We start from the raw sequence: 19,865 nt of genomic DNA, 5'->3' as shown, positions 1-19,865 counted from the left end.
AGGCATAGATTAATGCGAATCAGCTCATTATTTTAAACATTCACTTTCATTTTAAACCTTCAGTTAAAAATCCCCTGCCCCTAACCAGTTAATCTTGTTTGCTCCATGTTTAATAACACACACCTGATAATCATAGGGTTATTTGATAATTATTCAGATTAAACAATAAATTAGATTAGCAAAGCAATATTTGCATTAGTACTTTGCGTAACCTAGCATCCAAGAATATTCTTATAAAGTGAGCACAAAGAGATGGATACTCATAAAATAACAATCAGCCTAGCCGTTATTAGCCTATTAAGCACATTTTCAGCCACAGCAACCAGTAACGCTGCCATAAGTCAGTCTTATATTGCAGTCGGCGGCCAACATAGCAAAATCTCGGCAAATGGCATGCAAACTTATTTTGGCGAGCTATATAACAATGATGTCAATAAAGATCTCCATGGTTATTATATTGATGCTAAATGGCACATAAATCAGCAGTTTTTTGTTAGAGTCAATCATGACTATAGTACTCGTATGTCAACCGACTTAAGCCAGTACTTTTACGCTGCGGGCTATAACCTTGCCGTGACATCAAATCTGCACTGGTTTAATGCCGTTGGTTATGCCAATTACAAAGCTGACCGCACCACTTCTTCTGGCGGACATCGAAAAAATGATAATGGTGGCGTAGCACTAGAAACAGGTCTTACGTTTGCTGTGACAACTTGGTTGCAAACTCAGCCAAGTTATCGCTATGCAGATTACCCTAATGGCGGCCAACATCAATTTAATCTTAATAATCAAATATTATTCGGCCAACATTCTGCGTTAGAGCTTAATTTGGGTTATCGTGACTGGCATACATTAGCAGAAACTAACTATCAGGTAGGTTATCGTTATCGTTTTTAAAATACTAATCAGCCCCAATACGGGGCTGATTAAATGGTTCCGATTATCCCGTTTTTATTTGTTGTAAGTATTGGTATATTTCATCTTTGAGGACCACTCTTTCTGATTTCAACTGCATAAAATTTTCATCAGTTGTGGGCACATTTGAGACTTCAAGGCCTCTTATCGTATGATCAAGTTGATGATAACGCTTGGCTTTTTGAGCAAAAGCTTCATCATTTTGCTTTAAGTGTTCAATTAACTCTGCATCTTCTGGAAATTCCAATACCAGTAAATGATTCTCTCCTAACATAATCACCCCTTCAGTTATAAATGAAAGTCGATAGATAGCAAAACTATCATCATTAATCGCAACCAAGCTTCAATTAATAAAAGTTGATTTTAATGTCACCAACTTAAGCCTAGTCGAATATTGACTTAATGTAGCCATACAACTTGAAGTTTTAGGAGTGTTAATTTGTGATATAAAAAAAGCCAGTCGCATGCGACTGGCTTTTTTCGAAAATGACTAACTACTTATTGAGTTTAATATTGTCATCACGGGTTTCTAATCGTAACGCACTAATAATGGCTAAAAAGCTCGCTAATAAGAAACTTAATCCCCAGATAATATAAAGCATATTGTCAGTCCTTAATAAAGAGATGTGGTGTTAGATTCAACAAACTTGCTATCGATACGGCCAAACATCTTGTAGTAACCCCACAATGTATAAGCAAGTACGATAGGAACAAAGATTGCTGCAGCAACAGTCATCACTTCTAAAGTGAATTTACTTGCTGTGGCATCCCACATAGTCAAACTCACATTTGGATCGATTGATGATGGCATCACAAATGGGAACATCATCACACCACAAGTCACAATCACACCTAGCACGGTAAGTGAGCTAAATAGGAAAGCAAAACCGCTACGGTTAAACTTACTCATTAACATCACCAATACTGGGCCGGCTAATGCAAGTAATGGGAAGATTTGAGTCACTGGATACTTATCAAAGTTAACCATCCAAGCACCCGCTTCAACGACCACTTTCTTAACCATTGGATTAGATGGTGCATTATGGTCAATTACAGATGCTAATGCATAACCATCAATCCCCATATATAACCAAGCACCAGCAATCACAAACAGTGCTAACACTATAAATGCAAATACAAGTGAGTATTTACTTGCACGTTGACGCATTTCAGCAGTGGTTTTCATTTGTAACCAAACGCTGCCCTGCATCAAAAACATCGCCACACACATTAAGCCAGATAAAATACCAAATGGATTAAGCAAACCTAATAAGTTACCTTCATAAGTTGCACGCATAATATCGTCAAACTTAAACGGTACGCCTTGTAATAGGTTACCAAAAGCAACACCAATGATAAGCGGCGGTACAAAGCCACCGACACATAGTGCCCAATCCCAAGACTTACGCCAGCGGGTATTATCTAATTTAGAGCGGTAGTCAAAGCCCACAGGGCGAAGATAAAGTGCTAATAGCACAATCACCATCGCTAAGTAGAAGCCTGAGAATGACACTCCAAATACGGTTGGCCATGCTGCAAATAGCGCACCGCCAGCGGTAATTAACCAGACTTGGTTGCCGTCCCAATGCGGTGCGATGGTGTTAATCATCACACGTCGCTCAGTGTCATTTTTACCAAAGAATGGCAATAATGCACCAACACCCATATCAAAACCATCGGTTACCGCAAAGCCTACAAATAGTACGCCAAGCAATATCCACCAAATAAAACGTAACGCTTCATAATCAATCATGCTTATCTCTCCTGCTTAAGCATCTTGTTGCTGTTCGAAGTGATAACGACCAGTGTGTAATGAGCTTGGCCCCTGTTTGGCAAACTTAACCATAAGGAACACTTCAATAATCAAGAACACGGTATAGAACGCTGAAATAGCAATAATACTGGTCCAAAGATCGGCAACCGATAACGTAGATGCAGACATGATAGTCGGTAACACATCGGTAATCGTCCAAGGCTGACGACCATACTCCGCAACAAACCAACCACACTCAATAGCAATCAATGGTAACGGTAAGCTAAATAACACTAAGCGTAAGAACCATGGTTGAGTTTGAAGTTTATCGCGTGCACTTTGCCAGAATGAATAAGCAAAGATCAGCATTAACAACATGCCAATACCTACCATCACACGGAAGCTAAAGAATAGTGGTGCCACATTTGGAATAGTCATGCGCGCAGCAGCCGCAACCTGTGCGTCAGTCGCATCAACAACTTTATTGGTATAGGCTTTTAATAATAAACCATAACCCAAATCCACTTTGGTCTTATCAAATGCAGCTTGAACTTCAGGCGATTTATCACCCGCACGTAGCTGTGTTAAATAACCATAAGCTTTCATACCATTACGAATACGAACAGCATTACGTTCAATCAACTGATGGATACCCATCACTGGAGTATCAGTTGAACGTGTTGCAATTAAGCCCATAACATACGGCACTTTAACAGCAGCTTCAGTCGTCATAGTTTGATCATTTGGGAAGCCAAATACTGTCATTGCCGCAGGAGCAGGCTCAGTATTCCACTCAGCTTCCATCGCTGCTAATTTAACAGGTTGCACTTTACCCACTTCATAGCCAGATTCATCACCCATTACCATTACCAGTAAAATAGATGCTAGGCCGAAGCTTGCTGCAATCGCGAATGAGCGACGAGCAAAAGCGATATCACGCTTCTTAAGTAGGTAGAACGCACTGATAGACATCACAAACATTGCACCAGCAACGTAGCCTGAAGCGATAGTGTGGACGAACTTAACCTGAGCGACAGGATTAAGTACCACATCCATGAAGCTCACCATCTCCATGCGCATAGTTTGGTAATCAAATACAGAACCCACTGGGTTTTGCATCCAACCGTTTGCGACTAAAATCCACAATGCAGATAGGTTAGTACCAATCGCCACTAACCAAGTCACAGCCAAATGCTGATGCTTGCTTAAACGATCCCAACCGAAGAAGAATAAACCTACCATGGTAGATTCAAGGAAGAATGCCATTAATGCTTCAATCGCAAGTGGCGCGCCAAAAATATCACCCACATAATGAGAGTAATATGCCCAGTTAGTACCAAACTGGAACTCCATTGCTAAACCGGTAGTGACACCCAGCGCAAAGTTAATGGCAAATAATTTACCCCAAAACTTAGTCATATCCTTATAGATTTCACGCTTAGTCATCACATACAGTGACTCCATAATCGCGAGCAAAAAGGTTAAACCTAAAGTTAATGGAACAAACAAGAAATGGTACATGGCCGTCAACGCGAACTGAAAACGCGACAACTCGACAACCTGATCAACAATCATCTCACACTCCTCAAATAGTGCGTAAATTAACGCTTTCATTAATGCCAATGGGCACAATGAATAAAATAGTTAACGCAAAAAACTCTCTAATGACTGCAATTCCACTTGAGGCGAGATGACAAACGTAAAAATGGTGGCCTATGTGTTTCTATTTAACGATATTGGATATCGCTTAACACTTGCAGATTGAAGATAAATTGATATGACTCGTTTAATGAGTATCACCATGCTATCCAACCCGATAACCACTAACTTTTTATGCTTGTTAACTCTTTATCGAGTCGAAATGACCTCTAAGCCTTAATATTGCTCATTTAACCAACAGTTCGATTAAAAGATGCAATTCTAGGAAGTAAAACAGATTAGCTAGATACAAATTGTTACATCAAAACACAATTGAGTGTGTGAGCAAAATCACACTTTTTATTTAGATCAGGCAATGTTTAACAAACTTTAATCTTCCCCTAACACAAGATTAAATCATTGTAAATACATAGAAAATTAACAAAAAAAAACGCTCAGCATCATAATCGATACTGAGCGTTAACCAATGTCACGTTTAAACGATAACTAACAACATTTACCGTTTAATACCAAGGGCAATTAATCTTGCTCTTGTTCACGATCCATATTTTCAGTCGTTTCTAACCATAGGGCATTAATAATGCCGAATGAACAAGCTAGTAACACACCTAAAATCCATGCGAAATACCACATCGTTATTACTCCTATGCTTAGTAAAGAGAAGTCTTGTTATCATCAATAAATTGACGATTTAAACGACCATACATCTTCCAATATGTCCAAAGAGTGTAGCTAAGGACTATTGGTACGAAAATAATTGCAGCCACAGTCATCACAGTTAGCGTCACTTCGCTCGCCGTTGCATCCCACATCGTTAAACTATAGTTAGGCGCAAGTGATGACGGCATAACAAATGGGAACATCGCTGCACCACACGTCAAAATAACCGCTGCAATCGAAACTGAACTAAATAAAAATGCGAAACCACTGCGGTTTAAACGACTGCTCACTAATACTAATAGTGGCATTGCTAAGCCTAAGACAGGGAATAACATCGTGATTGGGTATTTATCATAGTTCACCAACCAAGCACCTTGCTCAATCGCAACCGTTTTCAACATTGGGTTTGACGCCGCAAAAGTGTCAATCGTTGAAGTAACGGTATAACCATCAATTCCCATATATAGCCAAGCACCAGCAATACCAAATAAAGTGAATAATGCAAATGCAGCAATTTGACTCGCTAACGCAGCACGTGCTCGTAGTTCACCTTCAGTCTTCATCTGTAACCATGATGCACCTTGCATCATAAACATAGAGACACTGACCAAACCAGCAAGTAAGCCAAACGGATTAAGTAAACCAAAGAAGTTACCTTCGTAGCTTACGCGCATATATTCATCAAATGTGAATGGTACACCTTGTAATAAGTTACCGAATGCAACACCGATGATTAACGGCGGTACAAAGCCACCAACGAATAATGCCCAATCCCATGCTTTACGCCATCTTGGATCTTCAATCTTTGAACGATAGTCAAAACCTACTGGACGTAAAAACAGTGCAAATAGAGTCAACATCATCGCGATATAAAAGCCAGAGAATGACACGGCATAAACTGTTGGCCATGCTGCAAATAATGCACCACCGGCAGTGATCAACCACACTTGGTTACCATCCCAATGCGGGGCGATAGAGTTGATCATAATGCGGCGTTCAGTATCGTCTTTACCAATAATAGGTAATAACGCACCAACACCCATATCGAAACCGTCTGTTACAGCAAAACCGATGAAAAGCACACCGACTAATGCCCACCAAATAAATCTTAGTATTTCATAGTCAAACATAACTGCATCCCTCGCTTAAGCTTCAAGTTTTTCAAAGTGATAACGACCCGTCTTTAGGCTACTTGGGCCAAGACGAGCAAACTTGAACATTAAGAACATCTCAATCGCCAATAAAATAGTGTAGAACACGGTAATAGAGATGATACTGAACCATACATCACCCGTTGTCAGACTTGATGACGACATAAAGGTAGGTAACACTTCAGAAATCGTCCATGGTTGACGGCCATATTCAGCCACAAACCAACCACACTCAATCGCGATCCAAGGTAGTGGTAAACTGTATAGTGCAGCTTTTAGTACCCACGGCTTTTCATCGATCTTATGACGTGTGCTTTGCCAGAACGCAGCAGCAAATACAAATAACATCACCATGCCTAAGCCAACCATCACGCGGAAACTCCAGAACATAGGCGCTACATTCGGAATAGAATCAAGTGCAGCCGCTTTGATCTGCTCTTCAGTCGCATCAACCACATCATTGGTATAACGCTTCAGTAATAAGCCGTAACCTAAGTCAACTTTAGCCGCTTCAAACTGTGCGCGTAGCTCAGGAGTCTCATTACCCGCGCGTAGTTGTTCAAGCATTGCATATGCTTTCATACCATTACGAATACGTACTTCATGATCAACCACTAAGTCACGAATACCCGTCACTTGCTCATCTAATGAACGTGTTGCAATAATCCCCATTAAATAAGGATCTTAACCGCGTAATCCGTTTCCATCGTTTCTTGATTAGGGAAACCAAATGCAGTAAATGCCGCTGGAGCAGGTTCTGTGTGCCATTCAGCTTCAACAGCTGCAAGTTTCACCTTCTGTACTTCACCTACTTCATAGCCAGATTCGTCGCCTAATACCATTACTGATAAAATTGACGCCAAACCAAAGCTTGCTGCAATTGCAAATGAACGACGAGCAAACGGTAAATCACGCTTTTTAAGAATATAGTAAGCACTAATTGATAGTACAAACATCGCGCCAGCCACATAACCCGATGCTACTGTGTGTACAAACTTAACCTGAGCAACAGGGTTAAATAGCACATCAGCAAAGCTTGTCATCTCCATACGCATGGTTTCGTAATTGAAGATTGAGCCCACAGGGTTTTGCATCCAACCATTAGCAACCAAGATCCACAATGCAGACATGTTAGAAGCGATTGCCACTAACCAAGTCACCGCAAGATGCTGACGTTTGCTGAAACGATCCCAACCAAAGAAGAACATACCCACTAAGGTAGATTCTAAGAAGAATGCCATTAGGCCTTCAATCGCTAGTGGTGCGCCAAAAATATCTCCTACGTAATGAGAGAAGTAAGCCCAGTTAGTACCGAACTGGAATTCCATTGCTAAACCAGTTGTGACACCTAGCGCAAAGTTAATACCGAATAACTTACCCCAGAACTTGGTCATATCTTTATAGATTTGCTTATTAGTCATCACATAAAGTGATTCCATAATAGCAAGCAAAAATGCCAACCCGAGAGTTAGCGGTACAAACAGGAAGTGATACATGGCCGTTAGCGCAAACTGCAAGCGCGATAGCTCAACAACCTCTTCAACAATCATTGGTGACTCCTTACGTGGTGCGTATCCTAATGTGAGTATTTTGTTACATCACAACTTAGTGCTTCATAGCTTAATTTAGCGATTGCTACATTGTTTAACGCGGTTTAAAGCAAAGATAAACCGCCTTTTTACTGATTTTGCCAGCTTCCACAAAGATAACACCTAAAACATGTTATTTTTACACAAAAATGTGTCAGCAATCACATTGTTTGCACATTGTGTGATATTAAAAACCAGAATCAAACCTTTATATAAGCAAATTAACATTTAAAAATTAAAATCAACTACTTAGCTATAAGTTATCGTTTTTTAGCCTTAAAAATGTACATTTCATTTTATGATCTAAATCAATCAATCACAGATAAAGAACGCATTTTGTTTAACTGCATCACATCACGCAATAACAACCGATTGCCAACCACAAACACTAATGATAGGGAGAATTTAACAAATGACAGTAACACCCAGAAATAAGACGTTCACAATAAAACGTCTACATACCGATTGAAAAAACATTTTATTTTTAAGTTTGAGTTAGAATATTTACCAGTAACATTTTTGACACAATTAAAAATAAACTTATATTTCATGACACTAATAAAAATTAGTAAATAACAGACAAGGATAAATCATATAATGGATTAGTTTTTTTAATGTGAAATCACAATTTTACTCGTTTGAACACTCACATGAACAAGCTTAATATACGCCCCGTGTTCAGGAGACGGTTTATACAACCTGGTGAAGTAGCCCAGCAAACCCACTCCGCGCACTCAATTCAAATTTTGTGTGGAGATAATAGATATGAAAAAGTTATTTGATCGTTTAGTTGTAGGCTACAAGCGTGTTTTCGTTGAAATGTATACTGCTAGAGAACTATAAGCAGTTACCTTTTGATGTGATAAAAAATGTTTTGTTAGCGCAAAACGCCCCTCATTTTGCAAAAAATGAGGGGTTTTTTATTGGCGCTAATTTGCAAAAATAGATAAAAGCAATAACTTGTGATTTTAACGACTTCAGAGTTATGTTAATGATTTGTTTGATTAGCCGTATTTATCCAAATTAGCCGCTATAAAAAAAGCACCTTAGAAAGGTGCTTTTTTAGTATTTGTCTAATGTTAACCTAATTTAACCCGCGCATTACGGAACATCCGCATCCATGGGCTGTCTTCACCCCATGAGTCAGGATGCCATGAGTTAGCAACCGTTCTAAACACTCGCTCAGGATGTGGCATCATTAATGACACACGTCCATCACTGCTACAAATACCCGTTAAGCCTTCAGGTGAACCGTTTGGATTTTGTGGGTACAACTGTGCAATTTTGCCATCAGCAGTCACATATCTTAAAGTTGTCATGCCAGCAGCATTCAATTGCGCTAGTTGCTCGGCATCTTTAAATTCTGCTCGGCCTTCCCCATGTGACACCGCAATTGGCATCATTGACCCCGCCATACCATCAAAGAATAATGATTGGCTTTGTTGTACTTCAACTAAACTGAAACGCGCTTCAAATCGTTCCGAGCGATTACGCACAAAATGTGGCCACAATTCAGTACCAGGAATGATCTCTTTTAAGTTAGAGAGCATCTGACAACCGTTACAAACGCCTAAGGCAATGGTTGATTGACGTTCAAAGAAACGACTAAACTCAATACGAGCTTGTTCATTAAATAAAATCGACTTCGCCCAACCTTCACCAGCACCAAGCACATCACCATACGAGAAACCACCACAAGCAACCAAACCTTGGAAACTTGCTAAGCTAATTCGGCCTGATAAGACGTCGCTCATATGCACATCAACACTTTCAAAGCCTGCGCGATCAAATGCCGCAGCCATCTCTAAATGTGAATTTACTCCTTGCTCACGCAAAATGGCCATTTTAGGCGCCGCGCCTAAGTTAAGTAATGGGGCGCTCACATCTTCACTTGGATCAAAGGTTAACTTTGTCGTTAATCCTAAGTCATTACTATCACATGCAATATTAAACTCTTCTAAAGCACATTCAGGGTTATCACGTAGTGCTTGCATTTGATAACTCGTTGCAGACCATAACTGACGTAACTGTGCTAAAGCGTCACTAAAGATAGCGCGCTCACCATCATTGATATTAATCTGTTTAGTTGAATTTAATGTTGCAACTTGATGACAAGCTAAACCTTTAAGCTGGTATTGCTCAATAATAGCAGCAACGTGCTCACACTTAACTTGAATTACAGCGCCAAGCTCTTCATTAAATAAACGAGCTAAATCAGTACCATCGAGTGCAGCGACATCAATATCTAACCCCGTTTGTCCGGCAAATGCCATTTCAACTAAGCTGGTAAATAAGCCGCCGTCACTGCGGTCGTGATAGGCAATAATGGCCTGCTTTGCCACTAACTCTTGGGTCACTTCAAAGAAATTACGTAATAATGTTGGATTAGCTAAATCAGGCGCTAAGTCACCTAACTCACCAAAGACTTGAGCTAAGCAAGAACCCCCGAGTCGCTGCTGACCCGCACTTAAATCCACCAGTAATAGCTGAGTCTCACCTAAATCACCGCGCAGCTCAGGTGTCACTGTTTTACGAATATCTTGAACCACACCAAATGCAGTAATCAACAACGACATTGGTGATGTCACAGACTTTTGTTCACCATCTTGTTGCCATGCGGTCTTCATTGACATTGAATCTTTCCCTACCGGGATAGTCAAATCAAGTTCAGGGCATAGCTCTTCACCAATCGCTTTTACTGCTTCATAAAGGCCTGCGTCTTCACCAGGGTGACCTGCCGCACTCATCCAGTTAGCCGACAGTTTGATCCGTTTAAGCGAACCAATATCGGTCCCTGCCATATTCATAATCGCTTCGGCAACCGCCATACGCGCAGATGCGGCAAAGTCTAATAAGGCTAATGGTGTACGTTCACCTAATGACATGGCCTCGCCACTATAACTGTCAAAACTCGCTGCCGTAACCGCACAATCAGCAACTGGAACTTGCCAAGGGCCAACCATTTGATCACGGTTAACGAGACCCGTTACACTGCGATCACCAATGGTAATCAAAAACGATTTGTCCGCAACGGTCGGTAAGCTTAATATCCGCTTGACGGCTTCAGCTACGGTAATATTAGCCTGTTCAAGTGGTGCAGAAACCGCTTTACTTGATACCACATCACGGCTCATTTTAGGGGCTTTACCTAGCAGCACTTCAAGCGGTAAATCAATTGGGTTATTATCAAATTGCTCATCAGACAGAATAAGATCCTGCTCTGCTGTCGCTTCACCGACAACAGAGAATGGCGCACGTTCACGCGCACAAATCTGAGCAAAAGTATCAAGATTTTCAGCAGCAACCGATAATACATAACGCTCTTGAGATTCATTACACCAGATTTCAAGCGGACTCATTCCCGGCTCATCTGATGGCACATTACGCAATTCAAACTTACCACCACGGCCAGCATCACTGACTAACTCAGGGAAAGCATTGGATAATCCGCCCGCACCAACATCATGAATAAATTGAATGGGGTTCGCATCACCCATCTGCCAGCAACGATCGATAACTTCTTGGCAACGACGCTCCATCTCTGGGTTTTCACGCTGCACTGAAGCAAAGTCAAGATCTTCACTTGATTGACCCGATGCCATAGATGAAGCTGCGCCGCCACCTAAGCCAATGTTCATCGCTGGGCCACCCAGTACAATCAGCTTAGCACCAACGGTGATTTCACCTTTTTGTACATGTTCTTCACGGATATTACCTAAGCCACCCGCCAACATAATCGGTTTATGGTAACCACGTACCTCTTCACCATTGTGGCTAGTCACACGCTGTTCATAAGTACGGAAATAGCCTAATAAAGCAGGGCGACCAAATTCATTGTTAAACGCTGCACCGCCTAACGGGCCATCAAGCATAATCTCTAATGGCGTAACAATGCGATCGGGTTTGCCATAATTCACTTCCCATGGCTGTTCAAAGCCCGGAATATTCAAATTCGAGACACTAAAACCCACTAAACCTGCTTTCGGTTTTGAACCTCGGCCAGTTGCGCCTTCATCACGAATTTCACCGCCTGAACCTGTAGCGGCACCAGGGTATGGGCTAATTGCCGTCGGATGGTTATGGGTTTCAACCTTCATTAAAATATGCATGGGTTCAGCATGATACTGATAGACACCTTGCTGATCAGGGAAAAAGCGACCTGCGACACTTCCCTCCATAACTGCCGCGTTATCTTTATATGCAGATAACACATGATCAGGTGTTTGCTCAAACGTATTCTTGATCATTTTGAACAGCGATTTAGGCTGTTCAACCCCGTCAATCGTCCAATCGGCATTAAAAATCTTATGGCGACAATGCTCAGAGTTTGCTTGAGCAAACATCATCAACTCAATATCGTTCGGGTTGCGCTCTAAACGCGTAAAGTTTTCCACTAAGTAATCAATTTCATCTTCAGCTAACGCCAAACCTAAATTGATATTTGCCTGCTCTAACGCCCCCCGACCTTGCGCTAAAATATCAACGCTAGTGAAAGGTTTTGCCGCTGTGCGAGTAAATAAAGATTGCGCTTGTTCAAAATTGTCTAATACGACTTCCATCATGCGATCATGCAGCAATGACGACAAATTTTGTTGTTGGGTAACACTAAGTGGTTCACTTTGTATATAATAAGCAATACCACGCTCTAATCTTTTGACTTTTTTTAAGCCGCAATTTTTAGCAATATCAGTGGCTTTAGAAGACCAAGGCGAAATGGTACCAGGACGGGGAGTGACGAAGAGCAATGTGCCTTGCGGCGAGTGTGATTCTATTTGTGGGCCATAAGTCAGTAACTTATGTAGGGTTGTTGATTCATGTAGTTCAAGTTCACTTGTTAAATCTGCTAAATGGATATATTCAGCGTAGATATTATTAACTGGTAAATCTGCACTAACACAAGCAGCCATCAGCTTTTGCACTTTGAATAAAGACAGTGCAGGCGCTCCGCGGATGATTTCCATCACGTATTTTCACCTTTTTATTATATTTGCAGGGTATGATTTGGCCGCTATTATAGGGAAAGATGTTTAACAAATCATCATCATACGCAGTTCAAAAAACAGTTTCCTGTGATATAAAAAGAGTTAAGCTAAAATAACAACGTCATGCTCATACTCTAATAAGAGTAAAAACAAAATATAACAATTGCGAATACAGCAAATAACCTGACGCTTTTAGGTAACATACACCTTATTTATGAAAAGAATTATTATAACGCTTGTGTGTATTTCAGCATTATCTGGCTGTTTTGAAACCTCTGAAACCACATTGCCAAAGCCAACTAAAAACAAAAAAGACCTCAGTGTCCTCACTGTGGGTACACTCTATGGCGCACAAAGCTATATCAGTACCGGCCAAGGTTACAGTGGTTTCGATTATGATTTAGCTGATAAATTTGCCAAGTTTCTTGGGGTCGACTTATATATGCAGCCCTATATTAGTATTGATGATCTCTACACTGCCCTACAAAATGGCGATATTGATATTATTGCGGCAGGTTTAGCGGATACACCAGAGCGACGTAAACATTTTAGAATTGGCCCCACCTTATATGATGCCGATCAGGTGTTAGTCTATCGCCAAGGTGCAAGACCCTCTAAGAATCTATGGGAAATTAAAGGGATTACTGTTGTTGCCAATTCATCATTTGTAGAAACATTAAATGCCCTTAAAAATAAACACCCACAACTCGCTTGGCAAACCATTGATGATAAAGACAGTGAAGAAATTCTAGCGATGATTGATGACGGTGAACTCAATTACAGTATCACTGATTCAACCACACTTGATATCAATCGCCGTTATATGCCGGAGTTACGTCAAGGCATCACCTTAATTGAAGATCAACCTATCGTATGGCTATTACGAGCCACAGACAGCGATATATTGATGAGTAAATTATTGGCATTTTGGCATCAACAGCAACAAGCTGGCACGCTTGAACACTTAGATGAGAAATATTTTGGTCATGTGAAGCGCTTTGATTACGTTGATACTCGCGCTTTTATTCGTGCAGTTAACAGTAAACTACCTAAATATCAGCCTTTATTTGAAAATTATGCAGGTGAACTAGATTGGCGTAAATTAGCGGCAACCAGTTATCAAGAATCGCACTGGAACCCACATGCTCGTTCTCCCACTGGAGTACGGGGAATGATGATGCTGACCTTACCTACCGCCAAGCAGATGGGTATCGTCAATCGCCTTGATGCCGAACAAAGTATTAAAGGCGGTGCTAAATACCTTGAAAAAATTCTGAAACGCTTGCCAGAATCAATACCTGAAAACCAACGAATGTGGTTTGCGCTGGCCTCGTACAACATCGGTTTTGGCCATGTTGAAGATGCGCGAAAACTTGCACAGAGTAAAGGATTAAACCAAGTGCATGGCGAGATGTCAAACAGGTGCTGCCATTATTACAGAAACGTCAGTATTACAAAAATACCCGTTATGGGTATGCCAGAGGCAGTGAAGCGGTACATTATGTTGATAGTATTCGTCGCTATTATGACACTCTCGTGTGGTTAGATAGCCAAAAAAATCAGCATAAACTTGATTTGATGCAACCGTTAAAAGCCCCCTTTACTGATGAACAAAGCGATAAAATAGAAGCCACAGAACCAGTGTCTGTCACAACACTATATAATCGCTTACGTCCAATCTTGACTCTGGTAGATTAAACGCAATATCTATACCCAAGCGACCTGAGGTTGCAGAACTCCGTAGAAATTGAATGTGCTTTAAACAAGACATAGATGCGCCTAGAATTGGACTTGCTTAAGCACTTCTGAAAATAGTAACATCAGGTAGTTTAGATATTAACTGCTAATATAAAAGTCTGACACTGTACTGCCAAGGATTACCATGAAAAAAAGAGTCGTTCGTAGCAATATGCAAGCCCGTCGCCGTATGCGAGATAATCAAGTACGTAAGAGAGCGCTATATCGTCATAAACTATTTTTTAATTTCTTGCAGCCTCAAGATGCACCTTGTGCTTGATTTTGCTTAAGTGCTTTTTTTTCAGCACGACGGCGCTTAAAGAATTGACTTAGTTGCGCACCACAATCATCAGCTAGAACACCTTCAACAACTTCTGGCTGATGATTTGATTGTGGATGCTGTAAAATATTAAAAACTGAACCTGCTGCCCCCGTTTTTAAATCTCTCGCACCAAAAACCACCCGTCCGACTCGGCCATGCACCATTGCTCCGGCGCACATCGCACACGGCTCTAAAGTAATGTACATAGTGGTATCCAGTAGCCGATAGTTCTGTAAAATCGACCCTGCCTGTCTTATACATTGCATCTCTGCGTGTGCAGTAGGATCATGCAAACCAATACAATGATTAAATCCTGCGGCAATAATCTCATCGTCTTTCACTAAGATAGCACCAACAGGTACTTCGCCATGAGCTTCTGCTTTGGCCGCCATATCTATCGCTTTTTGCATCCAAAACTGATCACGTTCAACTTGTTGCACAACATTTTCCTTTCATTAAAAAGGGCGCTAATCGCGCCCTTTAAATTTAGTAACTAATAACTGGAATTATTCCCACTCAATAGTCGCTGGTGGCTTGCCTGATACATCATAAACAACGCGTGAAATACCATCTACTTCATTGATAATTCGATTAGATACACGACCCAAGAAATCATAAGGTAAATGTGCCAATGCGCAGTCATAAAGTCGATTGTTTCAACAGCTCGTAATGATACAACCCAATCATATTTACGACCATCACCCATTACGCCAACTGAACGTACAGGTAAGAACACGGTAAATGCCTGACTGACTTTATGGTAAAGATCTGCACGGTGCAGTTCTTCAATAAAGATAGCATCAGCACGACGTAATAGATCGCAATACTCTTTCTTTACTTCACCCAGTACACGCACACCAAGACCTGGGCCTGGGAATGGATGACGGTAAAGCATTTCGTATGGTAAACCAAGTTCTAAACCAATTTTACGCACTTCATCTTTAAATAGTTCACGTAAAGGTTCAACTAAGCCCATTGCCATATCATCAGGTAAACCGCCCACATTGTGGTGTGACTTAATCACGTGTGCTTTACCTGTTGCACTACCCGCTGACTCAATAACGTCTGGGTAAATAGTCCCTTGTGCTAACCATTTAGCATTAACGCACTTTTGAGATTCTTCATCAAAAATCTCAACGAATACGCGGCCAATGATCTTACGCTTAGTTTCAGGATCATTTTCACCTGCAAGCGCATCTAAGAAACGTTGTTCCGCTTCAACATGCACAATGTTTAAACCAAAACGATCACCAAACATCTCTAGTACTTGATCAGCTTCGTTTAGACGTAATAAACCATTATCAACAAATACACATGTTAACTTAGGACCAATTGCACGATGTAAAAGCATAGCCACAACTGATGAATCAACACCACCAGATAAGCCAAGAATCACTTCATCATCACCCACTTGGGCTTTAATACGTTCAATTGCGTCTTCAATGATTGATGCAGGTTTCCATTTTGCTTCGCACTCACAAATATCAAGTACAAAGTGCTCAAGCATACGCATACCTTGACGAGTATGCGTCACTTCAGGGTGGAACTGCACACCATAAAAACGCTTCTGTTCATTTGCCATTGCAGCAAATGGACAAGTGTCTGTTTTTGCTACTGCAATAAAATCTGTAGGGATTTCAGAAACTTTATCACCATGACTCATCCATACATCAAGTAGCGGCTGACCATTTTCAGTCAGTGCATCTTGAATATCTTTGAATAATGCTGATTGGGTTAAAACTTCAACTTGAGCATAACCAAACTCACGTTCACCAACACCTTGGATAACCTTGCCACCCAGCTGTTCAGACATGGTTTGCATACCGTAGCAAATACCAAATACAGGTACGCCAGCAGTGAATACATACTCAGGAGCCCGAGGAGAATTCTCCTCTGTAACACTTTCAGGTCCGCCAGCAAGAATAATACCGTTAGGGGCAAACTCTCGAATTTGTGCTTCGGATACATCCCAAGCCCATAATTCACAATAAACGCCAATTTCACGAATTCGGCGGGCGATAAGTTGAGTGTACTGAGAACCAAAATCAAGGATCAGGATTTTATGCTCATGAATATTGCTCATGGTAAACCTTTTTTATTAGTTTAATTTAAGTATTGCTAGGCACAGCCTAATAAACAAAAGGCGGCCAAGCAGCCGCCTTATATCACATTAAGTACGCGAACGGTAGTTAGGTGCTTCTTTACTGATAGCTACGTCATGAACATGAGACTCACCCATGCCAGCTGAAGTCACTTTAACAAATTCAGCTTTAACGTTTAGATCCGCAATTGTAGGGCAACCAGTTAACCCCATGCATGAACGTAAACCGCCCATGTGCTGGTGAATAATTTCTTTGATCTTACCTTTGTAAGGTACACGACCTTCAATACCTTCTGGTACTAATTTGTCAGCAGCATTGTCAGATTGGAAGTAACGATCTGATGAACCTTGAGTCTGGCTCATCGCACCTAATGAACCCATACCACGGTAAGATTTATAAGCACGACCTTGGTAAAGCTCGGTTTCACCTGGCGCTTCATCAGTACCCGCAAACATTGAACCCGCCATAATGCATGATGCACCAGCAGCTAAAGCTTTGGCTAAGTCACCAGAGAAACGAATACCACCATCAGCAATAACAGGAATATTCAATGCTAATACCGCTTCAGCAGCATCAGCAATCGCAGTAATTTGTGGTACACCAGTAACGATACGAGTAGTGCAAATTGAACCAGGACCAATACCCACTTTAACAGCGTTCACACCCGCCTCAACCAATGCAAGCGCACCAGAAGCAGTCGCTACGTTACCGCCCACAATTTGTAACTCAGGGTATTTAGCACGAGTTTCACGAATACGCTGTAACACACCTTCAGAGTGACCATGTGAAGAATCGATAAGCAATACGTCAACACCAGCTTTTACCAATGCATCAACACGCTCTTCGTTTCCAGGACCTGCACCTACAGCAGCACCTACACGTAAACGACCTAACTCGTCTTTACATGCATTTGGCTTACGCTCTGCTTTTTGGAAATCTTTTACGGTAATAAGACCTGTTAATTTGAAGTGATCATCAACCACAAGCACTTTTTCAACTCGGTTTGAATGCATTAACTTTTGCACTTCATCACGAGTTTCGCCTTCAGCAACGGTTACTAAACGATCTTTTGGTGTCATCATTTCAGCGACAGTTTTGTCAACATTAGTCACAAAACGTACGTCACGGCCAGTGATAATACCAACAAGTTCATCATTTTCAGGATTGATAACAGGATAGCCAGCAAAACCGTTTTTAACCGTTAGCTCGCGAAGTTGAGCAAGTGTTGTTGTAGGGGTAACAGTCACAGGCTGTTGTACAACACCGGCTTCATAGATTTTAACTTTACGCACTTCCTCAGCTTGTTGTTCAATACTCATATTTTTATGAATAAAGCCAAGGCCACCTTCTTGCGCCATAGCAATTGCTAGACGAGATTCAGTTACAGTATCCATTGCAGCAGAAACGAGGGGAATATTTAATTCGATTTTGTCAGTTAAGCGGGTCTTTAAACTGGCAGTATTTGGGAGAACAGTTGAGTGAGCTGGAACCAGCAAAACATCATCAAAGGTAAGGGCTTCTTTTATAACTCGTAACATGGCGCAACATCTCCCCATTTGGAATGGAATTGTAAGAGGTGAAATATTGCGGCGGGATTATACCTTGCAAGTTGGGGTTCGTAAATGGAAAATAGTGAAAAAATAAGGTCGCAGAGAATCGTTTAGATGAAACAACCTGAAAATAATGTTTACACAGTCTCCCGGTTAAACGGTGAAGTAAGGCAATTGCTTGAAGGCCAAATAGGTAAAGTCTGGCTTAACGGCGAAATATCTAATTTTGCTGCACCAAGCTCAGGTCATTGGTACTTAACCCTAAAAGATACGCTTTCACAAATTCGCTGTGCCATGTTTAAAGGTCGTAACAAGACGGTAACCTTTACCCCCAAGAATGGCCAACAAGTTATTGTAAAAGCAGCAATTAGCGTTTACGAACCTCGCGGCGACTACCAGCTTATTATTGAATCAATGTTACCAGCTGGTGACGGTCTATTAGCTCAGCAATATGAAGCATTAAAACTAAAATTAGCGGCTGAAGGACTTTTTGCGGCCAATACTAAAAGACCTCTGCCATCAAAAATTAATAAAATTGGTGTCATTACATCAGCTTCAGGCGCTGCAATTCGTGACGTATTACAGGTCCTAAAAAGACGCGACCCATCGCTTGAAATAATTATTTATCCGACCCAAGTTCAAGGGGAATTAGCGGCTAAACAAATTTGCCAAGCCATCAATTTAGCCAATAGTCGACTTGAAGTTGATGTATTATTGCTCACTCGTGGTGGCGGTTCATTAGAGGACTTATGGTGTTTTAATGATGAGGGCCTCGCTCATACCATTTATAACTCAGCATTACCTATTGTCTCTGCCGTTGGTCATGAAGTTGATATTACGATTAGTGATTACGTTGCTGATTTACGGGCACCGACACCTTCAGCGGGCGCGGAATTACTGTCAAAAGATAGCCAAGATAAACAACAACGGCTCATCACTGTACAGCAACGATTACAACAAAGTTGGTCGCACTATCAGCTTAACCAACAAAGCAAATTACAACAATTCGCTTATGGCCTACAAAAACAGGATCCTAAACGTCGACTACAGCAATTTGAACAACTCTTTGATGAAATGCAATTACGCTTAGACAGTGCCTTAGCTAATAAATTGTACCAAGCCAAGCTGCGCCAACAACAACTACAAAGTCGATTGGAGCGTCAATCCCCTACACAGGTGATTAATCTCGAAGCCCGTAATGTTCAACACTTATCGAGCCGCTTAAAACAGGTAATGAAAGATATTATGGCGCGCAAACAGCAGCAATTTAATAGCCAAGCGCATCAACTCGATACGGTAAGTCCATTGGCGACACTTAGCCGAGGTTACAGTATTAGCCGCGATCAACAGGGCCATATTCTCACCCAAGCGGGTCAATGCCAATCAGGTGATATTATGACGACTCAACTCGCACAAGGTGAAATCAAGTCAAAGGTACTGTAGCC

At 41.2% G+C, this 19,865-nt stretch carries 11 protein-coding genes and 3 pseudogenes; 4 read left to right on the top strand and 10 right to left on the bottom strand.

The features are described 5' to 3' along the window. Positions 1 to 252: 252 nt before the first annotated feature. Entirely contained in the window at positions 253 to 897 is a 645-nt protein-coding gene (locus JCM15074_RS14855; protein ID WP_025822016.1) for a putative outer membrane beta-barrel protein, read from the top strand. 43 nt (positions 898 to 940) lie between these two features. Here JCM15074_RS14855 and JCM15074_RS14850 read toward each other — a convergent pair whose 3' ends face one another. The 7 genes and pseudogenes from JCM15074_RS14850 to purL all read right to left on the bottom strand — a co-directional run bounded on the left by JCM15074_RS14850 (position 941) and on the right by purL (position 12,688). Next, the gene (locus JCM15074_RS14850) at positions 941 to 1,189 is read right to left on the bottom strand and encodes an HP1242/YdcH family protein (RefSeq protein ID WP_025822015.1); all 249 of its coding nucleotides are present in this window, start codon (positions 1,187 to 1,189) and stop codon (positions 941 to 943) included. 339 nt (positions 1,190 to 1,528) lie between these two features. Then, positions 1,529 to 2,668 (bottom strand): cytochrome d ubiquinol oxidase subunit II, encoded by a 1,140-nt coding sequence (cydB, locus tag JCM15074_RS14840; protein WP_025822013.1) that lies wholly within the window; start codon positions 2,666 to 2,668, stop codon positions 1,529 to 1,531. Positions 2,669 to 2,683: 15 nt separating this feature from the next. Then, positions 2,684 to 4,243: a cytochrome ubiquinol oxidase subunit I gene (locus JCM15074_RS14835; RefSeq protein WP_025822011.1), complete on the bottom strand. Its 1,560-nt coding sequence runs from the start codon at positions 4,241 to 4,243 to the stop codon at positions 2,684 to 2,686. Between the two features lie 603 nt (positions 4,244 to 4,846). Then, positions 4,847 to 4,960, bottom strand: coding sequence for a cytochrome bd-I oxidase subunit CydX (gene cydX / locus JCM15074_RS24045; RefSeq protein WP_025822009.1), 114 nt, complete (start codon positions 4,958 to 4,960; stop codon positions 4,847 to 4,849). Between the two features lie 17 nt (positions 4,961 to 4,977). Continuing rightward, on the bottom strand, positions 4,978 to 6,117 hold the full coding sequence (gene cydB, locus JCM15074_RS14825; RefSeq protein ID WP_025822007.1) for a cytochrome d ubiquinol oxidase subunit II: 1,140 nt from the start codon (positions 6,115 to 6,117) through the stop codon (positions 4,978 to 4,980). A gap of 15 nt (positions 6,118 to 6,132) precedes the next feature. Continuing rightward, positions 6,133 to 7,688 (bottom strand): annotated as a pseudogene (locus JCM15074_RS22395) (cytochrome ubiquinol oxidase subunit I). Positions 7,689 to 8,806: 1,118 nt separating this feature from the next. Then, positions 8,807 to 12,688, bottom strand: a complete 3,882-nt coding sequence (purL, locus tag JCM15074_RS14810) for a phosphoribosylformylglycinamidine synthase (protein ID WP_025822005.1) — start codon at positions 12,686 to 12,688, stop codon at positions 8,807 to 8,809. A gap of 235 nt (positions 12,689 to 12,923) precedes the next feature. On the opposite strand from purL, the pseudogene mltF reads away from it, so the two are divergent. Together mltF and JCM15074_RS25275 are read left to right on the top strand one after the other, a co-directional pair. Beyond that, a pseudogene (gene mltF / locus JCM15074_RS22390) lies at positions 12,924 to 14,407 on the top strand (membrane-bound lytic murein transglycosylase MltF). 184 nt (positions 14,408 to 14,591) lie between these two features. Beyond that, positions 14,592 to 14,726 (top strand): hypothetical protein, encoded by a 135-nt coding sequence (locus JCM15074_RS25275; RefSeq protein WP_267880186.1) that lies wholly within the window; start codon positions 14,592 to 14,594, stop codon positions 14,724 to 14,726. On the opposite strand, the gene tadA is transcribed toward JCM15074_RS25275, so the two are convergent. The 3 genes and pseudogenes from tadA to guaB all read right to left on the bottom strand — a co-directional run bounded on the left by tadA (position 14,705) and on the right by guaB (position 18,408). After that, the gene (gene tadA / locus JCM15074_RS14795) at positions 14,705 to 15,208 is read right to left on the bottom strand and encodes a tRNA adenosine(34) deaminase TadA (protein WP_084267027.1); all 504 of its coding nucleotides are present in this window, start codon (positions 15,206 to 15,208) and stop codon (positions 14,705 to 14,707) included. The genes JCM15074_RS25275 and tadA overlap by 22 nt on opposite strands. Positions 15,209 to 15,274: 66 nt before the next feature. After that, positions 15,275 to 16,851: pseudogene (gene guaA / locus JCM15074_RS22385) on the bottom strand (glutamine-hydrolyzing GMP synthase). Between the two features lie 87 nt (positions 16,852 to 16,938). Continuing rightward, positions 16,939 to 18,408, bottom strand: a complete 1,470-nt coding sequence (gene guaB / locus JCM15074_RS14785) for an IMP dehydrogenase (RefSeq protein WP_025822001.1) — start codon at positions 18,406 to 18,408, stop codon at positions 16,939 to 16,941. Between the two features lie 126 nt (positions 18,409 to 18,534). Here guaB and xseA point away from each other — a divergent pair, with 126 nt between their 5' ends. Next, the gene (gene xseA, locus JCM15074_RS14780; protein WP_025821999.1) at positions 18,535 to 19,863 is read left to right on the top strand and encodes an exodeoxyribonuclease VII large subunit; all 1,329 of its coding nucleotides are present in this window, start codon (positions 18,535 to 18,537) and stop codon (positions 19,861 to 19,863) included. The last annotated feature ends 2 nt before the right edge of the window (positions 19,864 to 19,865 follow it).

It is taken from the genome of Shewanella marina JCM 15074, assembly GCF_000614975.1.
GTDB classification, from domain to species: domain Bacteria; phylum Pseudomonadota; class Gammaproteobacteria; order Enterobacterales; family Shewanellaceae; genus Shewanella; species Shewanella marina.
This window is presented reverse-complemented; position numbering and strand designations above follow the sequence as displayed.